The 15673-nt window shown below is 44.6% G+C and carries 13 protein-coding genes; 2 read left to right on the top strand and 11 right to left on the bottom strand.

The features are described from left to right. Positions 1-83: 83 nt before the first annotated feature. Positions 84-1088 carry an aldo/keto reductase gene (locus MKY23_RS12855; protein ID WP_308721886.1) on the bottom strand — a complete coding sequence of 335 codons (1005 nt, stop codon included), beginning with the start codon at positions 1086-1088 and terminating at the stop codon, positions 84-86. Positions 1089-1301: 213 nt separating this feature from the next. Here MKY23_RS12855 and MKY23_RS12850 point away from each other — a divergent pair, with 213 nt between their 5' ends. Beyond that, the gene (locus MKY23_RS12850) at positions 1302-2138 is read left to right on the top strand and encodes an AraC family transcriptional regulator (RefSeq protein WP_308721887.1); all 837 of its coding nucleotides are present in this window, start codon (positions 1302-1304) and stop codon (positions 2136-2138) included. 43 nt (positions 2139-2181) lie between these two features. On the opposite strand, the gene MKY23_RS12845 is transcribed toward MKY23_RS12850, so the two are convergent. The 9 genes from MKY23_RS12845 to MKY23_RS12805 all read right to left on the bottom strand — a co-directional run bounded on the left by MKY23_RS12845 (position 2182) and on the right by MKY23_RS12805 (position 13433). Further along, positions 2182-2580, bottom strand: a complete 399-nt coding sequence (locus MKY23_RS12845; protein ID WP_090923986.1) for an Asp23/Gls24 family envelope stress response protein — start codon at positions 2578-2580, stop codon at positions 2182-2184. Between the two features lie 373 nt (positions 2581-2953). Then, on the bottom strand, positions 2954-4918 hold the full coding sequence (locus tag MKY23_RS12840; RefSeq protein ID WP_339838557.1) for an ABC transporter permease: 1965 nt from the start codon (positions 4916-4918) through the stop codon (positions 2954-2956). Continuing rightward, on the bottom strand, positions 4893-5663 hold the full coding sequence (locus MKY23_RS12835) for an ABC transporter ATP-binding protein (RefSeq protein ID WP_090923984.1): 771 nt from the start codon (positions 5661-5663) through the stop codon (positions 4893-4895). Before MKY23_RS12835 ends, MKY23_RS12840 begins: the two co-directional genes overlap by 26 nt. Before the next feature lie 274 nt (positions 5664-5937). Next, positions 5938-6921 (bottom strand): sensor histidine kinase, encoded by a 984-nt coding sequence (locus MKY23_RS12830; protein ID WP_221791180.1) that lies wholly within the window; start codon positions 6919-6921, stop codon positions 5938-5940. After that, positions 6918-7622: a response regulator transcription factor gene (locus tag MKY23_RS12825; RefSeq protein ID WP_154958744.1), complete on the bottom strand. Its 705-nt coding sequence runs from the start codon at positions 7620-7622 to the stop codon at positions 6918-6920. The genes MKY23_RS12830 and MKY23_RS12825 overlap by 4 nt, the downstream gene beginning before the upstream one ends. A 75-nt stretch (positions 7623-7697) precedes the next feature. After that, complete coding sequence (nagZ, locus tag MKY23_RS12820) at positions 7698-9032, bottom strand: beta-N-acetylhexosaminidase (RefSeq protein ID WP_339839403.1); 1335 nt, start codon at positions 9030-9032, stop codon at positions 7698-7700. A gap of 438 nt (positions 9033-9470) precedes the next feature. Continuing rightward, positions 9471-10574, bottom strand: coding sequence for an NADH:flavin oxidoreductase (locus tag MKY23_RS12815; protein ID WP_221791176.1), 1104 nt, complete (start codon positions 10572-10574; stop codon positions 9471-9473). 324 nt (positions 10575-10898) lie between these two features. After that, the gene (locus MKY23_RS12810) at positions 10899-12212 is read right to left on the bottom strand and encodes a hypothetical protein (RefSeq protein ID WP_090923980.1); all 1314 of its coding nucleotides are present in this window, start codon (positions 12210-12212) and stop codon (positions 10899-10901) included. A gap of 171 nt (positions 12213-12383) precedes the next feature. Beyond that, entirely contained in the window at positions 12384-13433 is a 1050-nt protein-coding gene (locus tag MKY23_RS12805) for a 2,3-butanediol dehydrogenase (protein ID WP_154889481.1), read from the bottom strand. Between the two features lie 372 nt (positions 13434-13805). On the opposite strand from MKY23_RS12805, the gene MKY23_RS12800 reads away from it, so the two are divergent. Beyond that, positions 13806-14849 (top strand): LacI family DNA-binding transcriptional regulator, encoded by a 1044-nt coding sequence (locus tag MKY23_RS12800; RefSeq protein ID WP_090923978.1) that lies wholly within the window; start codon positions 13806-13808, stop codon positions 14847-14849. 60 nt (positions 14850-14909) lie between these two features. Here the strand turns inward: MKY23_RS12800 and MKY23_RS12795 are convergent, their stop codons facing one another. Next, positions 14910-15527, bottom strand: a complete 618-nt coding sequence (locus MKY23_RS12795; protein WP_154889483.1) for a TetR/AcrR family transcriptional regulator — start codon at positions 15525-15527, stop codon at positions 14910-14912. Positions 15528-15673: the final 146 nt, after the last annotated feature.

The following is a 15673-nucleotide window of genomic DNA, read 5'->3' as shown; positions in this document are numbered from 1 at the left end:
GTTCTTCCCTTCTGAACATAAAAAGTACCCCTTCTCTATAAAGAGAAAAGGTACTCAATATAAACATTACCTATATAAGACGTTTACCAAGGAATATTTCCGATGCCGTCCAAAATCGTATCGATCTCACTCAGGTCTGCGGCTGTTAATTCAGGAGCCTTGAGTGCAGCAACATTTTCTTCAATCTGCGATACTCGGCTGGCTCCGATCAATGCGGACGTTACACGGTTACCACGTAATACCCAGTTGAGTGCAAGTTGTGAAATCGTCTGTCCTCGTCGTTCTGCCACGGCTTGTAGCGCTTCGAATTTCGCGATACGTTCGTCTGTATAAGATTCTTTCTTTAGATTACCTGTAGGATTGGCCCGTTCCGCTTTGATTTTGTCCACGTATTTGTTCGTCAACTGACCTCGACCGAGTGGGCAAAACGCAATAGAACCTACACCTTGCTCGTCCAACACATCTTGCAAACCCTCTTCAATCCAGCGATTCAGCATGGAATAATTCGGCTGGTGAACAAGACAAGGTGTTCCGAGCCCGCGCAGAATCGTCACCGCTTCCTGCGTCTGTTGTGCATTGTAGTTGGACAAGCCCACATATAACGCCTTACCTTGCCTTACGATGTGATCCAGCGCTGTCATCGTTTCTTCCAGTGGCGTGTCTGGATCTGGACGATGATGATAGAAAATGTCTACATAGTCCAGTCCCATTCGGCTCAAGCTCTGGTCGAGACTGGCAATCAAATTTTTACGGGAACCCCACTCGCCGTAAGGGCCGCTCCACATATGGTACCCTGCCTTAGAAGAGATCAGTAGCTCATCCCGGTAAGGACGCAGATGTTTGTGGTAGATCACGCCAAAGTTCTCTTCTGCTGACCCTGGAGGTGGCCCATAGTTATTCGCCAGATCAAAATGATTAATACCGAGATCGAACGCGCGTAAAATCATTTGTTCCTGAATATCCAGCGTGCGATTGCCGCCAAAATTCTGCCATAATCCCAGCGCAATCTGTGGAAGCTTAATTCCCGATTTGCCTGAGCGAGAATAGCTCATATCATCATAACGTTGTTCATTTGCAATATAAGGCATCGTGAATTCACTCTTTTCTGTAAAGTAGGTTAAGCCCAGCCGTTAATACTCTTTTATCTTAGTCATTTTTCTGCATAAACGATATGGTTTATCACTACATTGATATGTAAAAATGATCGTTATAGCTAAACTTATACTTCAATTTAAGTACCAATTACAATTATATATATGTTAAAATGCAAGAATCAATTGATTCTCACAGGAGTGGACGTAATGATTACGTATATGTTCAAAAACACGCATTTTCAGGAGTTGCAGCTCCTTCATTATGGTACTGAAGCCTGCACGCCCGGGCACCACTTCGGCCCAGCAATGAGGGATTACTATAAAATCCATTATGTCCTGAACGGCAAAGGCACGTTTGAAGTTGCAGGGAAGACTTATCAACTACGTAAGGGGCAAGGCTTCCTGATCGTGCCACATTTCGTGGTACATTATAAAGCTGATCAAGATGATCCATGGGAGTATAGCTGGGTTGCATTTCAGGGCACGCATAGTGCTTCCTTTTTACAACAAGCCTCTTTATCGGAACAACAACCCATCTTTGATCTCGGTGACGAAGACGATGAGATGCGCTCATGTCTGCACCGCATCATCCATTCTCGCACGGCTTATAAAGGCTGGGAGATTAGTATGACCGGATGGCTCTATCAGTTTTTTGCCATTCTGATTGATCATTCGCATGACGAGAACGTTCAGCCCACTGCAGAATACGGCAAAGAAACATATGTAACCCAAGTGATTGATTTTATCGAGATGAACTATGCCAACGCCATTACAGTGCAGTCCATCGCCTCTCACATCGGCTTGCAGCGAAGTTATCTGTGTTCACTCTTCAAAGATCAGATCGGAAGCAGCATTCAATCTTATCTCGTCCATTATCGTATGCGCAGAGCAGCCGAGCTGACGCTCGATCTTAGCCTGAGTATCGGGGATATTGCCCGTTCCGTCGGATATACAGACCAACTTCTTTTCTCCAAAATGTTTAAAAAAGTGCTGGGTGAAGCTCCCACCTACTATCGAAAACACAAAACAGCACCTTCCCCATGAACCCATGTTAGGAAGGTGCTTACCTATTATAAGATTATAAGATCTAGACGTTTTCAGGCATGGCAATGCCGACAACCTGCACTTTAACTTCTTTCACGATTACGCCTGCCATCTGCTCCACCGCTTGCTGTACGTTATGTTGCAGTTCCTGGCAGACCTCGTGCATCTTGCGGCCATATTGCACATTAATGCGCAATTGAATGGACGCTTCATCATTTTGAATATGAACGTCAATTCCTTTTTGCAGACTTTTACCGCTGATGCTCTTGGCGAGACCTTCCGTCAGCCCAACAGACATGGAAGACACTCCTGGAGTGGTTTGCGCGGCCATGCCCACAATTTTGGACACGACATCGTTAGAAATATGAATGGTTCCAAGCTGAATCGCTGGAGGTGCAATATATTCCGCTTCGGTTACAGTTTTTTCAATGATTTCAGACATAAGTTCCTCTCCTTATGATCTTTTTTTGTTGTTCTAAGTATGGATGTTATCCCTTCTATTCTACCACGGTTTACGCACAGTTACATTTCTGCCCTCTAGGCGTGCTCACACAGGATAATAAATAGATATTAACCAAAATCAGGGCCAGTGCAATGCTGAACCGGACAAATGCATTACCTTTAAACAATAGATTTATCGCCGTTCTTCAGCTTTGAATTATTCTTTTCTCTATATATTAATATTTACTATATATCAAATCCCTTCATTCCTGCTAATTCCTCTATCTTAAATCTTTCTTAACTAAAAAAGAAAACCCTGACCTACAGGCCAAGGCTGATAAAATGCAGTGAAATGTATAAGGTGCACTGCTAATTTACACGAGCTTCGAATACATATGACGCAGATAGCGCCAGCGTACTATGGCAAAGAAGATAAGTTGCATCGTGACAAACACCATAAATACGCCAAGGCTATGATCTAGAATCGAAAACTGAACCATCTGATACAGCGCCGTAAATGCAACTGTACTGTGAATCAAAGCCACGAGAAGCGGCAGGAAAAACATCAGCACGAGCTGTCTTGTTACAATTTTGCGTAGCTCCGGGCGGCTAAGCCCCATTTTACCAATCATGCGATACTGTGCCTCATCTCGCTCCAGATCTGCATACAGCCTGAAATAGGTGAAGCTCGCCGCGAAGGTGAAAAACACAATACCGATCAATCCACTTACGATGAGAATGATGCCATTGGTTTGTTTGTTATTCAGCCAGTCTACGACAAGAGAAGTGAACTGAACATATCCCTTCTCCGGACGGTCTTTTTCAATAGTATCCAGCAATTCCGAAGCAAAACTGCGTGTCGACATCCAGTCTTTTACCACAAAAAATGTCGTCTGATCGGAGTAAAAATCAACATCCATCTTAATCTCTGCAATGTATGCTTCTCGAATCTTGGAATACAGGTCATCAGAAACAACGTAGACGCCCGCCTCACCCTCCATCGGAATCACGATATCGGTTGCCGGTGGCAACATCTGCATTTGTAAATGCTGCTGTTCACCAACATACAAGTCAGCGGAGTATGGGTAACTGTCCTTTTTCGTATCTAACAGTTTATTGCGTGCAGTAATATTGGGTGCTGTATTAAACGCCAGATCATTGCGATCCAGCACCCGTTCTTCATAACCAAGTGCTTTGGCAAGACGGTTATATGAACTCAGTTTGATGATGTAGTTGTTATTGTTCTCATAGAGAGGCTGGTAACTACCTTTTACATATGGAACTTCGCGATTAACCAGCGTCTCTTCAATTTTTTGGATCTGACGATCAACGACCGCAGAATCCGTAAAGCCTGAATTTGTATACGTAAAAGCATATGGATTCGTCATGGAAGACAGCCTTGGGTCACCTAAAGTCAGCATGCTGCCAATGCCCGTAAACGCAGAAGCCGAGATAACACTGACCATAAAAAACATCACGGCGTTATCTTTCATGCGATAGGTAAGCTCGGACAGAAAGAGCAGATTGGTCTTGCGGTAAAACAATCCTTCTTTCTTTTTCAATGCCCGAATGACATATACACTCAGCTGCGTGAACAGAAGATACGTACCTGCAATTACGCTGAGCACACTGCCAAACAATAAAGGGAAAATATATGATCCCCACGCGAAAATAAATACACCTGTATACCCTCCACCAATCAACACAACCGAGAGTAGTGAAAGCAGCGGTGATGCCTTAGGCTCAGGCTTTGGTTTTTCCTCTGACTTCACGAGCTCAATCAACGTTCCCTTACGAATAAGCAATGAGGATGACAGAGCAATGACTACAAAAAGCACCAGAAACGCTCCGGCTGTCAGCAGAATTCCTTTGAGTGGAAAGTAAAATCTCAGACTGTTCTCCACCGCAAGCATGGAACCACAAATAAGCAAAACCAATTTACCAAATATGAGTCCAAGTCCGATACCTGCCACGATGGAGGCTAAGCCGATACACATATTTTCCATAAATAAAAGTCGGTTCATCTGTTTTCGAGTCATGCCGATGATCAGGAAGATACCAAACTCCTTCTTCCGAGTCTTCAGAAATGAACCGACCGAATACAGCAGAAACAGGAAAGAGAATATGAAAATGATGATTTCAGCAATCATCAGGCCTTGGTTCGCAAGCACCGTCACCGTCTGGGAAGAACCTTTCAAACCATCTTGTAAATCCGGGTGGAACAGCAGCAACGCATAGATAAAAAAGATCATAACCGAGAACGTACTGCTTAGAAAATGAGCTAAATAAATTCGTTTGTTTCGAACAACGTTATTAATGGCGAACTGGCGAAAATTCATGTCCAGAGCCTCCCATCAGGGATAATACGTTTATAATCTTTTGATAGAAGGCCGCGCGGTTATCACCGTAATGAATTTCGTTATATAATTGACCATCCTTAATGAAGACCACTCGGCTACAGTAACTAGCTGCCACAGCATCGTGGGTTACGAGCAACATCGTCGCCTGATCCTCTCGATTGCGCTGTTCAAGAATCTCCATCACATCCTTGGCAGCCTTGGAATCCAGATTTCCCGTCGGCTCATCCGCCAGAATCAGCTTGGGAGAATGGATTAACGCTCGAGCGATCGCTGTCCGCTGTGCCTGTCCGCCCGATATTTCATACGTGCGTTTGTTTAAAATGCCTTCAATGCCTAATTTGTTAGCAAGCTCCACAACTCGCGCATTCATCTCCCGAACGGAAATACCGTCTAGTGTTAATGGGAGCACGATATTTTCCTTCACCGTCAGTGTGTTAAGCAGGTTGAAGGATTGAAAGACAAAGCCTAATTCTCTACGCCGGAACAAAGCCAGCTGATCTGCTCCCAGATCAAATGGATTCTGACCCGCAATTCGCAATTCTCCTGATGTCGGATGATCAATGGTTGAAATCATGTTCAGCAATGTTGTTTTGCCACTACCGGACGGCCCCATAATACCCACAAACTCTCCCTCTTGGATACTAAGATCAATCCCTGACAAGGCTTCATAGGATACAATCCCTTTATAAATTTTACTGATCTGTTTGACAGAACATATCTCCATACGTACAACTCCTTTAACGATTAACGTCTAATTTTAACTTCTAAGTACTTATCTTCTTCGCTAACCTTCTGACTACAGTCTACCCGAAACTTCACTCATTCTCCTATGGGTTAACCTTTCACCAACATGACAATATTGTAAGGTTCCGTCCCCCTCAGAAATCGCAAGAAAAAGACGCCTTCCTCCCAGCACGGCAAAAGGCGTCGTTATTTCACATGTAATTCATATTCAACTTCATATATAAAATCAGGTCTAATTATTCATTATCTTGCGTTCAAACCGAAAAGGTAATTCGGACTGTCGTTCCTTCCCCATATACCGATTCAAGCTCAATCTGATGATTCATACGTGTCAGCACTTCTTTTGAGATGTAAAGCCCCATGCCAGTAGATTCCTTAAAATGCCTTCCGTTCTCCCCAGTGAAAAAGGGTCTAAACACCCGGTTCAGGTCTGATTTGGGTATGCCAATCCCATGATCCTGAACTTCCAGTATGACGTTCTGCTCCGCTTCGTAGGCGCGAAGATGCACTTTCTGTCCACTGCCTGCAGCATACTTGATGGCATTGGATAACAGCTGTACTAGCACAAATCGAACCCACTTTGCATCAGATTGCACCACCAGCGAAGCATCAATCTGCATCTCGGGATACACATGGTTACGAATGAAAAATCGTTTCAACTCATGAATCGCTTCTTCACCTACCGCTCGCAGTTCAACCGGTTCCACGCTGAAGTCCTGCTCGAAGGTATCCAGCCTTGCGACATATAGGACCGTTTCCAATCCACGTCGCATCTGATCTGCTTCCTCACGAATACTGCGAAAACGAGCATCATCGTCCTCTTCTTCTTCCACGGTCAGCTCAATGACCGATAACGGTGTTTTCATCTGATGTACCCATTGGTTCATAAACGTAAGATATTCCTGTTGCTTTTGTTCGAGCCGGCTCAGATGTGCGTGATATTGGCCGTACTGGGAATCCAGCAGTTTTTCCAAAGAGGCTGATAACGGCGCCGTTTCATGTAATGCTACCAATTCATTCAGCGAATTCACGGGCTGTGTCATACGGGTGTAAAAGGCTCGATGTGACATGTAACGATACACCAGATAACCGACATACAAAAACAAGCCCAGCCCTACGGCATATAGCGCCGTCTTCCAATGATCGTATCCATCGTACCAAAATACAGCGACCACGGTAAACATCATCGCAAACACCCAGCACGTCAGAGCGATATGTTCTCGAATAAACAACTTCATAACGATGATGCCGCTTTCCAGTTATTAATCAGCCTGTATCCGGAGCCTCTCACCGTTTCCAGCGCATCTGTAATGCCTAGTTCGGCAAGACGTTTGCGTACCCGGGTAATATTAACGCTAAGGGTATTATCATCCACAAACGAGTCATCCCATAACTTCTCCAAAATGGTTTCCCGACTGACCAGCTTGGGACTGCGACGCATCAGCGTTTCCAGTAAAATCGTTTCCTTTTTGGTGAGTTGCACTTTCTGATCGCCGAGTTCAATCTCAAGCCTTTCCAAGTACACCACGAGTCCGTTCAGTTCGACCTTACGTTCTTCATCTCGGGCAGCATAATCTCCATACACCCGGCGCAACTGACTACGTATTTTAGCCATAACAATCTCATGTTCAAACGGCTTGGTAATATAATCATCAGCCCCGTTCTCCAGTGCCATAACCTGATCCATCTTGCCACTTCTCGCGGAAATAAACAGGATCGGACATGTCGATATCGTTCGGATCTGCCTGCACCAGTAAAACCCGTCATAGCTCGGCAAGTTGATATCCAGTAATACAACATGAGGCTGAAGCTGTTTGAATTGTTCCGTCACATTCTCAAAATCCTCAACGGATACAGCTCGGTCCCCATAACGCTCGATATGTGATTTCAGCAGTCCCGCAATCTTGGGATCATCTTCAATAATCATAATGGTATACATGAAAAGCTCTCTCCTCTAACCTGTTATGATGGCAAATGTCTCTCTATTTATAGCCAAATCATAACACAGGATAGATCAGCGGGCATCGACTTGCTTGCGCCAGCTTCGAATATCTGCGTTTAACTGCTTCACATCTCCAGTAGCCTTTTGGTCGTCAGACAACTTGAAATGCTGTTTCAATGCAAGAATACGATACACACTCTCGTCAATACGAGACTCCTTGATTTTGCCTGACTTCACTGCGCTAATTAAAGTATCAAAGATCGTTTTCGCACTTTCATAACTATGAGCCACCAGCAAAATATCACTTCCGGCCTGAACCGTTGCGATTGCAGCCTTGTTCAATGGGTAGTTTTTCGAGATCGCCCCCATGCTCAGATCATCAGTGATCACTACACCGTCATACTTGAACTTTCCGCGCAGATGATTCCCTATGATCACTTTTGATAGGGATGCCGGGTAATTCGGGTCCAGCTTGGGAAACAAAATATGGGCAACCATTACCGCCTCGGCCTGTTGTTTCACCGCCGCCTGAAACGGAATCCACTCCAGCTCTGCAAGCTGTTTCTCCGATTTGTTCACCACAGGCAAGTCCAGATGAGAATCGACGGAAGTATCACCGTGGCCTGGAAAATGTTTCACCACCGGGATGACCCCTTCACTACGAAGTCCTTTCATCTCGGCGATCCCCATACGTGTAACCAGGTCAGCAGTAGTGCCGAAGGAACGATCTCCAATGACTGGATTTTTGGGATTACTGTTAATATCCAGCACGGGTGCAAAATCAACATTAAAACCGGCAAGCTTGATCTGTCTCGCCAGCAATGCGCCCATCTTCTCAGCAAGCTTGGTATCATTGGTTTTGCCTACTTTTCGATTGGACGGGATCGACTCAACCGCCTCTGGCATGCGGCTTACCTTACCGCCCTCTTGATCCACACTCATTAGAATGGGAACCGGGTTTTGCTGATTCGCCTCTTTAATCGATTGCACAAATGCGGCCGTTCCCTGAAGCGTTGTTACGTTGTTGGCATAAAAAATAATGCCGCCGATCTTCTGGTCAGCAATCATTCGTTTCGCCTGTTCATCCAACGCTGTTCCTTGCACACCAGCAAGAATCATCTGGCCTACTTTTTCCTCCAGCGTTAGTTGCTGAAGCTGTTCCTTTACCGGATCAATCTCTTCCTGTGTTTCATCCTGAGGTTCTTCATGTACTTCATCTTGAGGTGCAGCGGCGTTATTCCCAGACGGTGATTGATTTTGGCTCGCTGCTGTTCCATTATTGTTACCTGTTGCAGTTGAAGGCTTTGGAGCTTGTCCGCATGCGGCCAGTACAAGGCTCAGAGTTGCAATCACAGACAGCACCAGCACAAATCTGAAATTCCGCTTCAAACGCAGGTTTCTATTCATGTTCAAGGATGTTCTTCCTCCTTATGTCTTATCGGTTCTGAAAATTTTGGAATTCGTTCAGGCTAACCTTACCATAAGGTAAATGATTTTCAAAATAGGTCTTAGATGTGAAAAGTATTCTTGCTTCTTGTACTTGGATATGGCATGAATAGCTGCTTTAACATTGGGCGGGAGTATACGTTGTGGATGTGTTCTGGGTATATGCGGATTTCCGCTTTCTATTGTGAATTTTTCATATGATGAAATATTTATTTTTTGAGAATGGTGGGTATTAAGTTCTTTGTTTAAGAGGATGGTTATTGGAAAAATAAAATCGGGAATAAAAAAACCGCCTTGCGGCGGCTCTGCTGTTGATTTTAAACACCTTTTTATCCCGTTGTTATGGATGTAATCACATGTTAAGTATTACTATTTTGAATTTTTCATATAATGAAATTCTCAGTGCAATTTGGATAATACTTCACTTGTAAAAGGAATGATATCGGCATTATGTCCCTCTTGCACTTTAAGCGGCCATTCGGGATCACTTAGTAGCACACGTCCAAGTGCAATTAGATCGAATTCCCCATTCTTCATCTTATCATCCAGCAAGTCAAGATGAGCATCTCCCGTTTCTTGCTTTTCACTGCCACGTTCAACAAACTCTGCCTCTAGACCTACTGAACCAACCGAAATCGCGGGTTTACCCGTTATTTTCTGGGTCCAGCCGGCAAGATTGAGATCAGAACCTTCAAACTCCGGAAGCCAGAAACGACGTGTGGAACAATGGAAAATATCTACCCCCGCTGCACTGAGCGGTTCCAAAAACTGTTTCAGCTCCTCTGGCGATTCGACCAGTTTTGCCTCGTAACTGCCCATTTTCCATTGCGAGAAGCGAAGAACAATTGGAAAATCAGGTCCTACTGCAGCACGGCAAGCTTCGATCACTTCGACTGCAAACTGTGTCCGGCGTACTAAATCTCCGCCATACTTGTCAGATCTGCGATTCGTCTGCGCCCAGAAAAATTGATCAATTAAATATCCATGCGCACCATGTAACTCAATTCCATCAAAACCGATACGTTTCGCATCAGCCGCTGCTTCTGCATAGGCTTGTATAAGCTCTTGGATCTCCTCTTCCGTTAATGGTTCGTAAGCCGCTTCACCAGCCATGCTTATTCCGGACGGACTAACCGGGTGAGCCTCTGCATTAGGTAAATCTCCAGAGCGCCGTGCAGTGCCAACATGCCAGAGCTGAGGCATTATTTTCCCGCCGGCATCGTGAACAGCCTTGACCACATTCGCCCATCCTTGCAGCGCTTCTTCTCCATAAAAAAGTGGAATGTTCTCACCACTTACTGAGGATGGATGGTTGATCCCTGTGCCTTCTGTAATAATAAGTCCCACGCCGCCAGCCGCTCTAAGGCGGTAATAGTCAGCCACATCGGGCCCTGGCACACCGCTCGGTGAAAATCCCCGCGTCATCGGTGCCATAACAATTCGATTGGGCAAGGTAAGTTTGTCAGATGTGAACGGTTTAAACAATGATGAAGGTACGTTCATGATTTAGTCTCCTTTGCAATGGAAAGTTTACATTTCGCACTTACCTTGAGATGTGACATGCTTTGGATACATCAAGCAGTGGTCATACGCCTGTGGACTGTCATGAATATTTCTCTTTATCCATTTTATAGATTCTTATTTTTATTTTCAAACAAATTTCTCACACGAAACTGAACCACAAAAAAAAGAACAGCTTCGGAAGAGCCGCTGTCCGTTGACTCGGGTGCTGCAGATTGTTCTGCACGATGAATATCATCAGCACATCGCCGGGTCACCAACAATGTGGATGCAGCATAGTATATAATCCATAATCTTCCTTATATTTTAATTTGAATTCACAGGAATATCCACTCGATTCACTCGTAATATTTTTCCAGATGAGGGCGATAGGACGTCCGGGTCTGTACCCAATCCAAAATAAAAATCACCATCAAGCTCCTCAAATGACTTGGCATAAGTGTCCTGTGTAAAGCGCAAAATTTCATTCCATGTTGTCAGATCATTGGTTTGATAGACCCTGCTCACGTAGACATTGGCCTGCTTGCGCGTATACGTTAACACATAAACTTTATCATCACGCACAAGCAAGTCTGTTGGTAACGCATTCGCATCTGCCAGACTGACACGTCTCGCCTGATTGATATCCGTCATCACATTCAATGACTTAGGCAACAGTTGACTATCATTGAAGACACCACCAGCAATATACACCAGCTTATTGTTAAAATTAATATTTTTACCGATTTTATTGTACGGAACTGTACCTTGTTGATAGGTCAACCCGGGTAACATTTTGTTACCGTAGATAGCTACGTCTCTCTTTTCCAAACGTTCATTAATCTCCAGTATATTCGTTTTGTCATTCCATATTTTATTGGCGGGGTACATCATTCCGGAGGCATACAATTTCCCCTGGATTTCGAATAGCGTATATGCTCTAAAGCCAAATGTGTTGATTGTTGCAAACTGCTGCCAACTTTGCCCATCATTATGTGAGATTAAGACGGTTGGTTTGGTTTCTGTGCCAAGTGCAGCAAACAGCTTGCCTTGATAATATGCGAGATCATAGACATGAACGCCCTTGGGCAGATTGCGATATTTGGTCCACGTCCCTTCGTCCAAGCGGTAAAAGTTTCCAAAGTCCCAGCTTTCACCATCGGAATCATGACCAGGGATATACAGTTTTCCATTTAACACCTTATAGAGATCAATCTGCTCTTCATCCACGTACATTTTTGTTGAGGGTATAATGCTCGGATTACTGTTTGTCACCGCCTGTGTCTGAAACTCGGCATTCGTTGCATCATAGTACACGACAGGGATCGGCCCCGCATTTTGTGCAGGCCCCGTATTGCTGCTATTTCCATGACCCAGATAGATTTTACCGTTGTATTGTTGCATGTCCCATACGTTGTTGGCATAAGGCGATTTGTTAAAAGCCCTCCCTAACAATTCCAGTTTGCTTGTCACATCAACGGATTGAATCGGGGCATTTGACACTTGCACACCCCCACGCTCTGTAGCCACAGGTCTTATGGCCGGAGTGTTCGTCTTGGGTTTGGCGTTTCCCATCAGCATCCAGCCTGCTCCGGCGACAAGAGCCAGCCCAATTGCTGCCCAGGTTACTTTCCTTTGCATATCCGCATCCTCCTTCAACATAATCACTTTTCATACGTTCAAAAAAGATACAAATTGTATCTTTTTATAGTATGTAAAAGGTGCGTACACTGCAACAAATTTCGCCCTTTTCAGCAAAAAAAGTAGACGCTCGTATCCGTGGATAAGAGGTCTACTATAAGAATTCAAGAACTATTCTGCTTTAACCAAAATTTTCACCTGATTTTTTTCTTTAAGCAACGCTTCAAAACCGTGTTCTACAACCTCATCCAGCACAATTCGTTTGGTCACCAGCTTGTCGGCCGGGAAAAATCCTTTCTCCATCAAACGGATGACAGCCGGGAACACATCGCGATAACCGATGATTCCGTTTACTGTGCGCTCTTTCATCACAATGGAGTTCGGCTGCATTGGCGCTTCTTGTTCAAAAATGCTTACAATCATCAGTTCGCCACCAATACGCGTTGAGTCAATCGCTTGTTGCAGCACACGAGGCACACCTGTTACTTCGTAGGCTACATCGACTCCCCCTTGCGTACGCTGGTGAATCTCTTCAACCACTTGAACCTCGGTCGGATCAATCACAATTGCACCCAGTTCTTTCGCTTTTGCTTTACGCTCCGGCGACAGTTCCACAACATAAATATCCGATGCTCCGGATGCCTTGAGCGCTTCAATCACCAGTAGTCCAATCGGCCCTGCACCAAATACCGCTGCCGTATCCCCGACGTTCAGTTTACTCTGGCGTACAGCGTGCAGAGCTACTGCAGAAGGTTCAACCAGAGCACCTTGCTCATAGGAGATGGAATCAGGAATGGCATGAACCATCTTCTCATCTGCTGTTACATACTCGGAGAATCCCCCTCCGCCCCCGGCCAGACCTAGAAATCCCATCTTGTCACATAAATTGTATCTGCCCTGTTTACAAGCTTCGCAATGACCGCATGCATAAATGGGCTCTACAACCACACGATCACCTGCCTGAAAACGAGTCACCCCTTCGCCCACTTCAACCACTTGTCCAGAAAACTCATGTCCCATAACCACAGGTGCTTTTTCCCCTGTTAGCGGATGTGGAGCCTGAGCTGGTATAAAAATCGGTCCAGCTGTGTATTCATGTAGATCGCTACCACAAATCCCGCACCATTCCACTTTTATTTTCACTTTACCCTGTTCAATCTGAGGTTCAGAAATATGTTCCAGACGAAGATCTTTGACACCATGCCAACGCAATGCTTTCATTTCATTCATCTCCCAAATGATTAATTCATATAATATCGGAAACGTTTCCGTAAATTAAATATGTCACATTAGAGATAACCTGTCAAACCTCTTTCTCCATAAATATGTCGATCTCGTGAGTAAATTCGTCGATTAATCTGTAATTTTATGCTGATAAAGAAAATAAACGCGATGATCAGTCTAAGATTTCGTTTGTTTTTAATCATAAATTAGAAAATTAAACATAAAGATGCATAAATTTACATCCATTTCTGTTTGTTTACGGGATACTATAATGTTGCAATGGTATAATCAAGTTATATGCATACTTTGCAATACATACATAAGCCTAAAATACGGAATCGTTTCCGATGAAGTGAGGTCAATGATAAAGTGAGTAAAGAGCAGAAAATCACGATTAAGGATGTCGCTGAGCGCGCTGGTGTAGGGATTGCTACCGTATCGCGGGCTATTAACAATTCGGATGGAATCAGTAGTGCAACACGAGAAAAGGTTATGCGTGCCATAGAAGATTTAGGATTTGTGCCCAACACTTCTGCACAGAGTCTCAAAATCAGGCAAACGCATCAGATTGCACTTGTTGTTCCGGATATCCGCAACGCCATCATTCCCGAAATCTCCTGGTCCGTTGAGCAGACCGCGAAGCAGCACGGGTACCATGTTGTGCAGATTAACACAGCTGGCAATGCCAGAACAGAACTTGAAACGATACGTAATGTGAAGAAATTACACGTTGATGGTCTTATTTTCATGCCACTTGCCTATCCAAAAACACTGCCCGGACTCATTGACAAAGCGCCTCTTCCCATCTCGATTATTAACTACGGAAAAAAATTGGAACCTGGCATTCAAGCAGACATCGTCTCCTTATCGCAACCTGAGGGAAAACTGGTTATGGAGCATCTGTTTAAGATCGGAAGAACCCGGATTGCTTATGCCGGAGCCCCCAAAGATATTATCGAGGAGCGTTATCGTGCTTACGAGCAGGCTGTCGGACATGTGGATATTTCCCTCGTTTACTTCGGTGAGGACTTCTCACTTGCTACGGGAGCAAGTGCAGCGGATTACTTCTATGGTTTGACCCATATGCCGGATGCAGTCTATGCAATCAATGATATGGTTGCCATCGGACTTGTGAACCGCTTTAAAGAGCTCGGCGTACGGGTACCCGAGGATGTTGCTGTGGTGGGCGTGGATAATAATCAATGGACAACGGTGTCGTCGCCCCAGATCAGTTCCGTCTCCATCATGGGTGAGGAGGTCGCTCGGCTCGCAACGGAGTTGTTGCTTAAACGGATACGTGAGATGAGTACTTCGGATTACGAACATATCCAGTTCGAACCGCGGTTGATTGTCCGCGAGTCCAGTGTAGCTATGATTCGCTCGTCAAACCCGATAAACAATGCCCATTCCTAAAAATGAGGATAAACGGATCTGTACACAATTATCGCCGTATCCATTCAAAAAACGAGCTTCTTATTTTAAAATAAGAGGCTCGTTTCTATGATCGCTGTTATTCAATACAGATAGCGTTGCCTCAATGCTTTGCTCGATGAACGAACGATCCGGTGCCGCCTTCATTAGCACAGTTAACCCAATCATCGAAACAACTAAACTTTGTGCCACAAGTCCGGCGTTTAACTCCTCTGGTAACTCTCCATTCTGTTGACCTTTTTCGAGTGTTTCTCTGAAAATAACCGCCAGATACATCTGATGCTCACGTGTTAACACAGCAAATTTGGGATCATGGGGAGCCAGTTCAACCATGGTGTTGATACAAAAACAACCGTGACTGGCATTAACTTTCTTCTTCCCAGATGTAATCCAGTCAAAAACAGCGCGAAAAGCTTCTCTGACGGACTCCCCATGCCCTAGCATAGCTCTGATCTGCGCGGCATGTGAATTGGTGTATCTACGAAGCACATGTTCAAACAGCTCCATTTTATCTCCGAAAGCTGCATACAAACTGGGACGCTGAATCCCCATTGCCGTTGTTAAATCCGTTAGTGAGGTTGCCTCGAACCCTTTAAGCCAAAATACATGCATAGCAGCATCCAGTGCTTCTTCTGTGTTAAACTCTCGTTTTCTAACCACAATACCCCTCCATTATTTATCGAACAGTATAGTTATATACTAACGCAGTGATTCGAAATGTCAAAATGTATTTAAATCATCAATCCTCCCTCCCCCACAATAAACATAGCATCTCAGTCAATTAATAACCATTTCCTCTTTTTCTA

The organism is Paenibacillus sp. FSL R7-0272, assembly GCF_037969905.1.
Classification (GTDB): domain Bacteria; phylum Bacillota; class Bacilli; order Paenibacillales; family Paenibacillaceae; genus Paenibacillus; species Paenibacillus polysaccharolyticus.
The sequence above is the reverse complement of the archived record's forward strand: the minus strand, read 5'-3'. Positions and strand labels throughout refer to the sequence as shown.